We start from the raw sequence: 12353 nt of genomic DNA, 5'->3' as shown, positions 1-12353 counted from the left end.
GTGAACCTAGCGGTTTTTGCGTAAATATCATAGCACGTCCTCTTGCAATTGGCAATGAAAACTGATAGAATCATGTGGCAAATAAACGAAGGAGATGAGCCCTCTATGCCACTGGTTACCACGAAGGAAATGTTCCGAAAGGCCTATGACGGCGGTTACGCCATCGGTGCGTTCAATGTAAACAATATGGAGATTGTTCAGGGCATCACGGAGGCGGCCAGAGAGGTTTGCGCCCCCATGATTCTCCAGGTGTCGAAGGGCGCCCGCGCCTATGCCAACCACACCTATTTAGTCAAGCTGGTGGAGGCGGCGGTCATTGAGTGCCCCGAGATCCCCATTGCCCTGCACCTGGATCACGGCCCGGATTTTGAAACCTGCAAGTCCTGCATTGACGGCGGCTTCACCTCCGTGATGATCGACGCCTCCTCCAAGCCTTTTGCCGAGAACATCGAGATCACCCGCAAGGTGGTCGAGTACGCCCACGACCACGGCGTGGTGGTGGAGGCCGAGCTGGGCGCGCTGGCCGGCATTGAGGACGACGTGCAGGTCTCCGCCGAGGAGTCCCACTACACCCATCCCGAAGAGGTGGAGGAGTTCGTCTCCAAGACCGGCTGCGACTCCCTGGCCATTGCTATCGGCACCAGCCATGGCGCCTACAAGTTCACCGCCGACCAGTGCACCCGCAACGAGAAGGGCGAATTGGTACCCCCGCCTCTGCGCTTCGACATTCTGGACGAGGTCTCCAAGCGCCTGCCTGGATTCCCCATCGTGCTCCATGGCTCCTCCTCTGTCCCCCAGGAGTACGTAAAGATGATCAATGAAAACGGCGGCAAGATGCCCGATGCCGTGGGTATTCCTGAGGAGCAGCTCCGCCAGGCTGCCCGTCTGGCCGTGTGCAAGATCAACATCGACTCTGATCTGCGCCTGGCCATGACCGGCACCATCCGCCAGTTCTTTGCCGAGCACCCCGACAAGTTCGACCCCCGCGAGTATCTGAAGCCCGCCCGGGCCAACATCAAGGAGATGGTCAAGCACAAGCTCATCCATGTGCTGGGCTGCGACGGCAAGGCGTAACATCTGCCCGGAAGCGGGGAGAGGAGAAATTCTCTCCCCGCTCTTTTCTTCTGGTTTAATCGCCCGGTTCCGCCGTAGGACAGGCTAAAAAAGCATTTGTGTGCGCGGTCAATTGCGCACGCAAATGCTTTTTTAAGGCAGAGGGCACCAAGCGACGCGTCCTCTTAAAAATAGTCGGAGATATAGGGTGCTTGCTGCTCAATGGTATCCTCCAGCATATCGATGGTGGCTTCGTCAGCGTTCAGGCGCCCTATCTTGGCCAGGTAGTCCGGGCGCTTATATCCCATCAGCATGGTGGTCATCGTCTGAATACTGATCTGGTCGGCACACGGTTCCGAAATCCGCTCCGCCCGCCCCTGTCCGTTTTGGGAGATGCACAGCCGAAACGCGCCCTGGTTACACTCCAGAATCGGATCGGTCAGGGTAAAGCGCCACTCACGCTCCATGGAGTCCGCCTTAAAGGGGTAGTCCGCCACAAATGCCGTCCACTTGCTTTCTTAAGAAATATAGGGTTGTTTAACCACCTGCCCGTCCGACACCATGATCTCTCCGCCGGCCAGTACCGTGTGGATGTTCCAGTCCCGGTCCACCAGCAGCACATCCGCATCCGCTCCCACTGTCAGGCGGCCCTTGCGTGAGAGGCAGAGCCCATCGGCCACATTCTGCGTCAAAAGACGGATGGCCCGCTCGGGCGGGACTCGGTGCTCCCGCACCAGACAGCGGATGGTGGGGAGGAGGTTGTCCATCTTGCCCACCCCCATGCCTAGCATGGTACAGTGATCCTCCGACCATCGCGGCATGCTCCCTCCGGCGTCGGAGCTGATGGTAATACGTTCCAGCGGCACCTCCTCCATGGTGCGCAGCACAGGCAGGGCGCACTTTTCCGGGTCGGCATTGGCAGTAAAGTCCACCATCCCGCCCTTCCTGGCAAACGCCGCAGCCTCGCTCTGCCAACGGCTCATGTGGGTGGGACGGAAGTGCCAGATGGGCAGATCCGTGGCCTCCAGCAAGTCATAGACCAGGCCGAGTCCCCGTTTTCCGCTGCCCATATGGATGTGTACCACACCGGGCTTTCCGGCGGTCAGGGCCCCTAGCCGCACCTGACAGGCCATATGGATGAACTGCTCAAGTGTGGGGTGGCCGCCCCGGTGGTCCGACAGTGCCACCTTGACGCCCAGAACCTCTGAGAGGTAGGTCACATCATCCTTCAGGGAGCCGGTGACAGTAGGGGAGGGGATGTCATACGCCCCTGTCAGGCAATAGGCCGTGAGCCCCTCCTCATTCAGCGCCTTGGTCTTGGCCAGCAGGGCCTTGGGGCTGCGGGTGGCGCTGTCGGTACCCAGCAGTCCCACCGCCGTGGTGACACCCGCGGTAGTAAAATCCGTGAGGGACAGCTCCGGCACACGGCTGCGGAAGCCGCACTCTCCGCCGCCGCCGGTAAAGTGGACGTGCTGATCCACTAGGCCCGGAAAGGCCGTCAGGCCGCTTCCGTCCAGCACGGCCACGCCGGGCAGGTTGGGGGCTAGCCCCCGGCCGACGGCAGCGACCCGCCCGCCGCACAGAAAGAGGTCGCAGATCCCTTTGGGATCTGGATCGTACAGTTGTACTGATTTCAGCAATACCGTCTTGATTTCGTTTCCCATCCTATCGACACCCCATCTTAATAAGCATCCACGACGACCCAATCCTCCGGCGACAGGCCGGAGCGGATCTCGGTCACGCCATCCCCGGACAGTCCGGTCTCCACCGGCACCTCCACCGGCTCCCGCGCGCCGTCCCGTAGCACGCGGACCACACCGCCTGTCACCGCCTCAGAGGGAACACTCATGCAGTCCTCGCTCTGGGCCACCAGGATCTCCACCGTGACGTTCATCCCGGCCTTCAGCTCTTCGGTACGGGTCAGGCTGATCTCTACGCTGTAGTCCGTCACCCCGCCGGAGGACACGCCGGTGTCATCCATACGGCTTACAATCCCGTCGTAATCCCGCGCCTCATGGGTCTGGCCGTCCGCAAAGGTGATCCGCGCCTGTTGGCCAACCCCCACCTGATTGATATACAGCTCATCAATCTCCACAGAGACACACAGGGAATCCGGCTGGGCTAGGGTGGCCAGGGAGGTGGCCGCCGCCGCGTAGTCGCTGGTCTTGAACGGGCGCTCCAGCACCGTGCCGTCCACGGGCGCCGTCACGGTGTAGTCCGCCCGCTTGGCCTCCAGTTGGGCCAGGTTGACCTGCGCCGATTCTACCGAGAGAGAGGCGTTGGTTACGGCGTTGGTCAGGCTGGCGTTCTGCAAGGTCATCACCGTCTGACCGGCAGTGACGGCGGTTCCCGCCTGGATGGGCAGGGAGGCCACCTGGCCGGACTGGGTGGCGTAGATGGACTGCTCCGTGGCGTTGGCCACTGTTCCGGCCTCCATACAGGCGGCACCGCCCACCGAGGCCAGAGCCGCCGTCCCGCTCAGCACCGCGCCCGGATTGCGGAAGGTGAGCTCCACATAGACGCCCTCCCGGCCGCCGGAGAGTGCCGTGGACGTGTCGTACACCCGTTCTACCGTCCCAGTGACGGTACCTGCCTGTCCCGGAAAGGTGATCGCCGCGGTATTGCCCGGGGCCATAGCCGCCGCGTCCTCCGCCGCAAAGGGCACCGTCAGGGTGAGGTTGGCGCTGTCCACCAGTGATGCGATGGCGGTTCCCGTATTCACATAGTCTCCCACGTGGACATAGACCTCCGTCACCGTCCCCGAGGCATGGGCGGGAACGGTCAGATCCGTACAGGCGTCCACCGCCTGGGCATAGGATGCCTGCGCGCTGTTCAGGGACAGGCGGGCCTGGGTGATCTGATCCTCCAGAGCGCCGGAGTCCAGCACATAGAGCACCTGTCCGGCCGTAACCGTGTCCCCCTCCTCGATGGAACAGGAGAGGATCTTGGCGCTGACGGTAGGGATGACGGAATACTCCTCCCGATAGCTCACCGTCCCTGTGCCCTCCACAAGCTGCTGCACCAGAGTCCCGGTCTCCGGATGCACACATTGGTATTCATCCACGCCGCCGGAGCAGCCGCTCAGCAGAAGTAGCACACCGGTCAGCGCAGCCGCACCCTGTTTCAATCGTTTCATTCCATCCACCTCTTTGTTATTCCACGCTCTTGAGCGCGCCCAGCATGTCGATCTCCCGCATTTTACGCCCGATCACCACGTTGATTGCCAATGCGAACAGGAGCGTCACCGCACAGGACAGGGCCAGAGAGGCCGGCCTGGTAGCCTCCATCAGAGGCATGGTGGTGATGGAGACCAGGATCATGCGGTTCAGGGAAACCCCCAACGGGATGCCCAGGAGAATCCCACACACGGCGAAAATGATGTTTTCGCTTAACTGAAGGGTCTTGATCTCCTTCTCATAAAAGCCCAGCACCATCAAAGTCGCCAGACTGCGGAGCTGCTCAAAGAAGCTCATGATACCGAGATTGTAAATGACGATGCAGGCCAGCCCGCCGCCGAACAGGATCAGGATATAGACTACCATGGACATGCTGCTCAGCCGCTCCACCGCGGCGGCTGTGGCGGCCTGACGGGTCTGCCATGCGTCCACGAAGTCATAGTCCCCCAACCGCGCGGCCAGCGCCTCCGGCCCATCGCTGGTGAGGTAGGCGGCCGTGGGCGTGTAAGCCAGGCCCAGGCTCCGCCACAGGCTGCGGCTCAGGCAGGCCCCGCTGACACAGCGGTTGACCTCCGCCACGAACACGGAGTAATACCGGCTGTCCCCGGTAAACCGGAGCGTCACCCGGTCGCCGGCCCGCAGTCCCAGCTCATTCGCCAGGGACTCCTCCAGTACCAGCCCGTTTTTCGGAAGGGTGAGCGCGCCCTCGGCATAGGGGTCATACCGCTTCAGCGAGACCTGATCCTCCGTCACTGTGAGCGCCGCCGTGGCCCGCTGCGAGTCCGTGTAGAGCCAGCAGGCGGTGCTCATCTCCAGCTCCGCCTCCGTTACACCCACGTCATTGGTGAGCCGCCGGTACTGCCCCTCAGTCACCGACGTGCTCAGATCCACCATGAGGTCGTAGCGGTTCTGCCGCTCGGCCAGCGCGTCCGAGTAGGCCTGAATGGAGTCCCGCAGAGCAAAGGCCAGAAAGACCAGTGCCATACAGAAGGCAATACCGAAGATACAGGTGGCCATACGCACTTTGTTGCGGAGGGTATTGCGGATGATGTACTTCTGATTAAAGCCCAGCCGATGCCAGACCGGGCCGAGCCGCTCCAGCGCCACGGGCTTCGTGCTCCTGGGCGGCTTGGGCCGCATACACTGGGCCGGGGTCTCCTTCAGCAGCGAGCGGGCCACCAGCCAGGCGCTCCCGATGCAGCACAGGGCGGTCAGCCCCAGAGCCCGCCCCCAGGCGGCAAAGTCGTGTACCACCGTATAGGGCGGCAGATCACACCCGATGGCGATGGTGGAAACGATCAGGGCGGATACATACCGCCCCAGCCATGCGCCCACCGGGAACCCTACCAAGACCACCAGGAGGGCGTGGAGCAGATAATAGCACATGATTTTGGCGTCAGAGTACCCCAGCGCCTTGAAGGTTCCGATATCCGAGCGGGCGTTCTCGATCAGCCGGTTCATGGTGCTCACCATCATCAGCACCGCGCACAGGAAAAAGAGCACCGGGAAAATGTTGAGTATGGGCGCCAGGTTGTCCCGCATCTCCAGCAGATAGTAGGCCTGGGTATTGTCCTCCAGTGACAGGATGTTCACGACCCGGTCCCCCAGGGCCGCGTCCACCGCCAGCCGGAGCCGCGCCGCAGAGAGGCTCCCGTCGGTGGTGATGCAGATCTGATTGTAGCGGTTTGCCCCCATCAGCTCCTGCAAAAGCGTCTCATTTCCATAGGCAAAGGCATAGTGGGTCAAATCCGGGGCCGGCGTTGTGGTATTCACATAGTAAAGGCACTCCGGGTCTTTGACCAGTCCGCTGATCCGTACCCGCAGGTACCGGCCGGTTCCCGTCAGTGTCAGCTCGTACCAGTCCCCGGGATGGAGCCCCCGGGCCCTTGCCAGCGTATCGCTGAGCACGATCTCCCGGCTGCTCTCCGGCAGGCGGCCCTCCACCACATAGGGCGTGTTGATGGCGTAGTCCCCGGGGACGGCATAGAGCTGGAGGGTCACACTGCTGTCGTGGCGCTCCTCCGCGTCCAGAACTACCCGGGGCTGCACCCCGGTCACCCCGGCGATACCCTCCAGCGTCCGGCAGTCCCCCTGGTCCAGATTGACGCCCGTGAGCCAGTAGTCCGCCACATTCTGCCCCTCCAGATAGGAGGCGGAGATGCGCTCTATATTGGTGAGGATGCCGCTCAGGGCGGTATAGACCATCACCGCGATCATGGTGATGATGCTGACCGAGATCAGGCGGGAGGCCGTGCGGCGCAGATCCCGCACAAAGTTTTTCCAGATCATCCTACCACTCCAGCTCCTGCACAGGCACCGGGCTCGGATTCTCCTCAAAGGATTCGATTTTTCCGCTTTTCATCCGAATGAGCACGTCCGCCGTCGGCGCCAGCGCCCCGTTGTGGGTGACCACCACCACCGTCTTCCGGCTCTTTTTGCACAGGTCGTACAGCAGGGCCAGAATAGCCTTTCCGGTTTGGTAGTCCAGCGCCCCAGTGGGTTCGTCGCAGAGCAGGACATCGGGATTCTTGGCCAGCGCACGGGCGATGGCGCCGCGCTGCTGCTCTCCGCCGGAGCACTGGGCTGGGAAGTTGTTTAGCCGGTCTCCCAGCCCCACCATGGCCAGCACCTGCCGGGCGTCCAGAGGATTCTTACAGATCTGGCTGGCCAGCTCCACGTTCTCCAGCACCGTCAGATTGGGCATCAGGTTGTAGAACTGAAAGACAAAGCCGATGCTCTCCCGGCGGTACTCCGTAAGCTGACGCTTGTTGAAGCCGGAGATCTCCCTGCCATTGACTGTCACCCGGCCGGAGGTAGGGGAGTCCATGCCGCCCAAGATGTTGAGTACCGTAGATTTGCCCGCGCCGCTGGCCCCCAAAATGATGGTGTATTTCCCCTCCGGTATGGTAAAGCTAATGTCGTCTACCGCCCGAATGGTTGTCCTTCCCATGGTGTACTCCCGCACCACATGTTCCAATTGGACCCCTGCCATACGCGCCCACTCCATTTTCGCTATAGTGAATTTGACGAAATTCTTCCGCTTCTCTTTATTTTTTTCTTCTATATTAGATCATAGCGCCAAGCGGCAAAAAACGCAAGCCCAGTGGCGACAGGAAAAGCCCCCGCACGAAAGCTGTGCGGGGGCTCTAATGGTTTTATTTGTCAAACGCCGGGTTGGTAAAGTAGATGTTTTTCTGGTCCATCTTCTCCTTGGCCAGACGCACCGCCTCGCCGAAGCGCTGGAAATGAACCACCTCCCGCTCACGCAGGAACCGGATGACGTTGTTGACATCTGGATCGTCGGACATGCGCAGGATGTTGTCATAGGTAACCCGGGCCTTCTGCTCGGCGGCCATGTCCTCGGACAGGTCGCAGATCACATCGCCCTTGACCGCCATGGAGGCGGCGTTCCAGGGGAAGCCGGAGGCGGCGGTGGGGTAGACGCCGGTGGTGTGGTCGACGAAATAGGGCGCAAAGCCGCCCTCCCGCACCTGCTCATCGTTCAGATTGCGGGTCAGTTGATGGACGATGGCGCCGATCATCTCCAGATGCCCCAGCTCCTCGGTGCCGATATCGGTCAGCAGGCCCTTGAGCTCGGGGTAGGGCATGGAATAGCGCTGGCTCAAATAACGCAGGGAGGCGCCCAACTCGCCGTCCGGCCCGCCGTACTGACTGATGATGAAGGAGGCCAGCTTGGGGTTGCAGTTGGCGATCTTGACCGGATACTGCAGCTTCTTCTCGTAAATAAACATTTACTTCATGCCTCCTTCCTGATAGTTCCAGGGCCAGGGCTCACTCAGCCAGGCGGCCCATGTCTTCGCGTTGGCAGTGGCCATTTGAGTGACCGGCCCGTTCATGGCCTCGTATTTCTCCCGGGCCTCTTTTTCCATTGCGGCATACTGCTTATAGAGCTCAAAGGCCTCCGCGTCGCCCTGGTGGGTGTCCAGGTAGAGACCCAGCTCCACCAGAACAAACTCCAGGGCCTGGAGCTCCGCCAGCGCGCCGCCCATCACCTTTGCCGCGTCCGGCTTGACGCGGAAGGGGAGGTTCAGGCCGGGGAAAAGCGTACCGTTATTCAGCGCATCCTGCTGGGAGTAGCGCTTGGGATTGGTCTGCTGGAAGGGGACATACGGGACCGCCAGCGGGGCGCACTCAGGCATGGTACCGCAGGCGTCTCCGCAGGTATTCGGCATATTGTTGTCGGGATACAAACGCAGTTCCTCCTTATATAGATTGAAGAGGGAAGGGGGGAGGCGGCTCCCACCAGCCCCCTTCGTCACATTCTATGCAGGGAGAGAAAAAGGGAACCCGCCCACATCGGCCCGAACGCGGGCGATGGAGCGGGTTTTGAAATCAGGCGGCGGCCGACAGCCGGTTTTTCCGCCTTGCGCTGTATCTTATTTTAATTTTACCTTTGCCACCAGACGCCGCACCGGCCCAGGCTGTCCCAGCGCCACACGGGGGGCGTGGAGATCCTGGGGCCAGACGATGTAGAAGGTACCCGGCCGGATGGTGAGCGTGTCCCACTCGGCCGTATAAAACTGGATGTCGCCCTTCGGATCGTACTCGCTCAGTGCGTGGAGCTCTGCGTCGGGCAGGGCGTAGCCCGCCCCCTCCATGCCGGAGAGCAGGTATTGAATGTCCGCATAGTTCTGGTGGCACTCCAGCTTGCACGCCTCAGGCGGCAGCGTGTCCACCTCAAAGAGCGTTGCAAACACATTGTCCCCGTCGATGTCCACCCGCTGGCCGGGCGTCAATGCGCCAGCGTCCGCCGACGCCAGCCACTCCAATGCCGTCCGGAACCGTTCCCCCAGACCATAGTAGAGGGACGCATGCTCGATTTTGTCAACGACCATAGAAAGCACCTCCATTGTTTCCTGCCTTTATCCTATCGCGTCTGCACGCAAAAGGCAACAAAAATTTATGAGGTGTGTTATAATAAAAAATACCCTCTCATACCGTGTGTGAGAGGGGGCGTTTGATATGCAGAAAATCGGAAGCTGGGTCCTGCTGGCCGCGTTGGCCGTCGGTACGGTCTATTTTTTCTGGTTCTGGCCGGGCCGGGCTGCTTTGGCGGCCTTTTCTCCCGTCCGCAGCGGCGGGCAGACCCTGGTTCTGGATGCAGGTCACGGCGGGGAGGATGGAGGCGCGGTCTCGCTCTCCGGTGTGCCGGAGAGCGGAATCAATCTGGCCATTGTGCAGAAGCTGGATCAGCTTCTGGGATTGTACGGCGAGGCGCCGCTTCTGCTGCGCAGTGAGGATATCTCCCTCCATGATGACAGCGCGCAAACCCTCCGGGAGAAAAAAGTCTCCGACCTCCACAACCGTGTGGCCCGGATCGAGGAGACGGAGCATGCTGTCCTGCTCAGCGTACACCAGAATACCTTTCCGGACGGGAAGTACCACGGCGCTCAGGTGTTCTATTCCAACGGAGAGCTCAGTCAACCTCTGGCACAACTCACACAGGAGACACTGCGGGCCGCACTGGACCCGGGCAACACCCGTGAGGCAAAGCCCATCCCGGACAGCGTCTATCTGATGAACCACATCACCTGTCCGGCGATCCTGGTGGAATGCGGCTTCCTGTCCAATGCAGAGGAAGATCTGCTGCTGCAATCCGGCGCCTATCAGACCAAGCTGGCCTCCGCCTTGGCCGCCTCCTGGCTGCAATGGCTGGACGAGGAGGGGAGAGGGGAAGGCTTTTCACTACAAAAGGGAGGCGTCGCCTCAGAATGAAAGCAAAAACACTGTTTTATTGTACCGAGTGCGGAAATGAAACCCCAAAGTGGTCCGGCCAATGTCCCGCCTGCCGGGCATGGAATACCCTTGTGGAGCGGCCGGCAGAGCCGAAAAAAAGGAGTGCGGCCGCCGCCTCTGTCGCTGGGGGCGGCCTGCGGGGAACCGGCAACCGGCCCAGGCCCATGCGCGAGGTGGAAACCACCCACGAGCTCCGCTTTGAAACCGGGATGAATGAGCTGGACCGGGTGCTGGGCGGGGGAGCGGTGAAGGGCTCTCTGGTGCTGGTGGGGGGTGCCCCCGGCATCGGCAAGTCCACCCTGATGCTCCAGATCTGCGACAACCTGTGCCGTTTTGCCTCTGTGCTCTATGTCTCCGGGGAGGAGTCGGAGCGGCAGATCAAGCTGCGGGCGGAGCGGCTCCATGTCCGTGGAGAGGGAATGTACCTTCTGGCTGAGACCAACCTGGAGGATGTGCTGGAGTCGGTCAACGAGCTGAAGCCAGACGTGCTAATTGTGGACTCCATCCAGACCCTCTACAACGGGGATCTGACCACCGCTCCCGGCAGCGTGGGACAGGTAAAGGACTGTACTATGGCGCTGATGCAGTTGGCGAAGGGGCAGGGGATCACCGTCTTTGTCATCGGACACGTCAATAAGGAGGGGTCTATCGCAGGCCCCAAGGTGCTGGAGCACATGGTGGACTGCGTGCTCTATTTCGAAGGTGAGCAGCAGAACTCCTACCGCATTCTGCGCGCGGCAAAGAACCGTTTCGGCGCCACCAATGAGATCGGCGTCTTTGAGATGGAGGACTCCGGCCTGAGCGAAGTGCCCAATCCATCAGAGATGCTGCTCTCGGGACGGCCTCAGGACACCCCTGGCACCTGCGTCACCTGCGTCATGGAGGGAGTGCGGCCTGTTTTGGCCGAGGTACAGGCCCTGCTGGCGCCCACCAGCTTCAATGTACCGCGCAGGACCGCCAACGGCTTCGACTTCAACCGGGCGAATCTGTTGCTGGCTGTTCTGGAAAAGCGGGGTGGACTGATGGTCAGTTCCTGTGACGCCTATATTAACGTCATCGGCGGCTTGTTTTTGGACGAGCCCGCCGCCGACCTAGCCATGATCGTCGCACTGGCTTCCAGCTTCCGAGACAAGCCCGTGTCTGGAGATCTGGCCGCCATCGGCGAGGTTGGCCTGACCGGAGAGCTGCGCTCAGTCAATGCGTTGGGCCAGCGGCTGAGCGAGGTGCGCCGTCTGGGGTTCACAAAGTGCCTGATCCCAGCCCGTACCGGCGGAAAGCTGGACACCCCGGATGGCCTGCAGCTCATTCCGGTTCGCAACATCCGCGAGGCGCTGGCCGCGCTTTTGTAGGCGGCGCGGTTGTACCGCAGTTCCGCCGTGGCACAAAATTGACGCAAGGAGATTCCGCACAGGGCACGCCGCAGGAGGATGCGCGCTCCAATCTGCAGTATCCGTCCTGTTGATAGACACACGCACTGGTGCAGGCTATCAGGCTCACCGGTATCACTCCAATCGAGAGGGGGTATATCTCCAACTCAACAAAATAAAAACCTTTCAGTTCAGATATTGTACCCAAAAAAGGGGCGGAGTATTCCGCCCCTTTTTTGTATGCCCGCAGGGCATGAACAACCACCCCGCGCGCCCCCTCAGAAGGGGGCCGCCCCTGAACAACATCCCCCGCGTCAGCGGGGCCAACTCAGCCCCCGGGGCAGGCCCAGAAGATAGTCCGCACTGACTTGGTAGACCTGGCACAGCTTCACCAGGTAGCGAAGCGGTAGCTCGTTTATGCCGGTTTCGTAGCGGCTGTACTGCTTCTGATCGATGCCAATCGCGGCGGCAATGGCCGCCTGGCTCATGTCATGGTCGGCGCGCAGGTCGCGCAGGCGCTGGGTGTAGTCCATGGAAACCGCCTCCTTTGCGGGTATCATACCACGGTTTACTACAGAAGTGTTGACACAAGGTCACATCTGTAGTAAGCTTGCGTCAAATAGGAATTGACTTTCCGAGCAGGGGAGACGGGGGCGGGCCACAAAGCGGCCCTACGGCCCCGGAGTGTAAAGTGGGATTTGACAGACAGGAGGGGAGCGCATGGAGCCCATCGAAATCCACGTCCGGCTGAGCCCGGACGATGAGGTGCTGGCCCTGCGGGCCAGGGTGGCGGAGCTGGAGGCCCAGGCGGAGGCGGCCAGGGCAGAGCGGGACAGGCTGGAATACAAGTACCGATGCGAGAGTTTGATAAACACTGAGCTGATCGACTTGTGCAAGCGGGAGGGGGTGCCGTTCCGGGAAGCGCTGACGCGGCGGCCCTGGTGAGGCCCACCCCCGCCGCCGGGCGGGGCGGGGCGGAACAGGCGGCCCGCAGGGCCGC

General features: G+C 61.4%; 13 protein-coding genes. 4 read left to right on the top strand and 9 right to left on the bottom strand.

Annotation, left to right across the window (positions count from 1 at the left end):
- Nucleotides 1-105 precede the first annotated feature (105 nt).
- Nucleotides 106-1074 (top strand): class II fructose-1,6-bisphosphate aldolase, encoded by a 969-nt coding sequence (gene fba / locus HMPREF0372_RS03360; RefSeq protein WP_039996601.1) that lies wholly within the window; start codon nt 106-108, stop codon nt 1072-1074.
- 164 nt (nt 1075-1238) lie between these two features.
- Here fba and HMPREF0372_RS03355 read toward each other — a convergent pair whose 3' ends face one another.
- From HMPREF0372_RS03355 to HMPREF0372_RS03320, 8 genes are all read right to left on the bottom strand, one after another.
- Nucleotides 1239-1550 carry a sterol carrier protein domain-containing protein gene (locus HMPREF0372_RS03355; protein ID WP_007488983.1) on the bottom strand — a complete coding sequence of 104 codons (312 nt, stop codon included), beginning with the start codon at nt 1548-1550 and terminating at the stop codon, nt 1239-1241.
- A gap of 21 nt (nt 1551-1571) precedes the next feature.
- Nucleotides 1572-2717, bottom strand: coding sequence for a beta-aspartyl-peptidase (gene iadA / locus HMPREF0372_RS03350; protein ID WP_007488982.1), 1146 nt, complete (start codon nt 2715-2717; stop codon nt 1572-1574).
- Between the two features lie 17 nt (nt 2718-2734).
- The gene (locus HMPREF0372_RS03345) at nt 2735-4189 is read right to left on the bottom strand and encodes an efflux RND transporter periplasmic adaptor subunit (RefSeq protein ID WP_007488981.1); all 1455 of its coding nucleotides are present in this window, start codon (nt 4187-4189) and stop codon (nt 2735-2737) included.
- Nucleotides 4190-4205: 16 nt separating this feature from the next.
- Nucleotides 4206-6518: an FtsX-like permease family protein gene (locus tag HMPREF0372_RS03340; RefSeq protein ID WP_007488980.1), complete on the bottom strand. Its 2313-nt coding sequence runs from the start codon at nt 6516-6518 to the stop codon at nt 4206-4208.
- Between the two features lies 1 nt (nt 6519).
- Nucleotides 6520-7221, bottom strand: coding sequence for an ABC transporter ATP-binding protein (locus tag HMPREF0372_RS03335; RefSeq protein ID WP_035300162.1), 702 nt, complete (start codon nt 7219-7221; stop codon nt 6520-6522).
- A gap of 163 nt (nt 7222-7384) precedes the next feature.
- Nucleotides 7385-7981 (bottom strand): manganese catalase family protein, encoded by a 597-nt coding sequence (locus HMPREF0372_RS03330; RefSeq protein ID WP_007488978.1) that lies wholly within the window; start codon nt 7979-7981, stop codon nt 7385-7387.
- Nucleotides 7982-8440, bottom strand: a complete 459-nt coding sequence (locus HMPREF0372_RS18645) for a spore coat protein CotJB (RefSeq protein ID WP_024724094.1) — start codon at nt 8438-8440, stop codon at nt 7982-7984.
- A gap of 186 nt (nt 8441-8626) precedes the next feature.
- Nucleotides 8627-9085 carry a NanQ anomerase/TabA/YiaL family protein gene (locus tag HMPREF0372_RS03320; RefSeq protein ID WP_024724093.1) on the bottom strand — a complete coding sequence of 153 codons (459 nt, stop codon included), beginning with the start codon at nt 9083-9085 and terminating at the stop codon, nt 8627-8629.
- 127 nt (nt 9086-9212) lie between these two features.
- On the opposite strand from HMPREF0372_RS03320, the gene HMPREF0372_RS03315 reads away from it, so the two are divergent.
- Both HMPREF0372_RS03315 and radA read left to right on the top strand, forming a co-directional pair.
- Nucleotides 9213-9965 carry an N-acetylmuramoyl-L-alanine amidase gene (locus HMPREF0372_RS03315; protein ID WP_007488973.1) on the top strand — a complete coding sequence of 251 codons (753 nt, stop codon included), beginning with the start codon at nt 9213-9215 and terminating at the stop codon, nt 9963-9965.
- Nucleotides 9962-11335 carry a DNA repair protein RadA gene (radA, locus tag HMPREF0372_RS03310; RefSeq protein ID WP_009256858.1) on the top strand — a complete coding sequence of 458 codons (1374 nt, stop codon included), beginning with the start codon at nt 9962-9964 and terminating at the stop codon, nt 11333-11335. The genes HMPREF0372_RS03315 and radA overlap by 4 nt, the downstream gene beginning before the upstream one ends.
- A 332-nt stretch (nt 11336-11667) precedes the next feature.
- Here radA and HMPREF0372_RS03305 read toward each other — a convergent pair whose 3' ends face one another.
- A complete protein-coding gene (locus HMPREF0372_RS03305) occupies nt 11668-11913 on the bottom strand; it encodes a helix-turn-helix domain-containing protein (RefSeq protein WP_007488970.1) in 246 nt (81 codons plus the stop codon).
- A gap of 160 nt (nt 11914-12073) precedes the next feature.
- Between HMPREF0372_RS03305 and HMPREF0372_RS03300 the strand changes: the two genes are divergently transcribed.
- Complete coding sequence (locus HMPREF0372_RS03300) at nt 12074-12298, top strand: hypothetical protein (protein WP_007488969.1); 225 nt, start codon at nt 12074-12076, stop codon at nt 12296-12298.
- Nucleotides 12299-12353: the final 55 nt, after the last annotated feature.

This window comes from Flavonifractor plautii ATCC 29863 (assembly GCF_000239295.1).
GTDB lineage: Bacteria > Bacillota > Clostridia > Oscillospirales > Oscillospiraceae > Flavonifractor > Flavonifractor plautii.
Note: the sequence above shows the minus strand (reverse complement) of the source record. Positions and strands in the feature narration are given on the sequence as shown.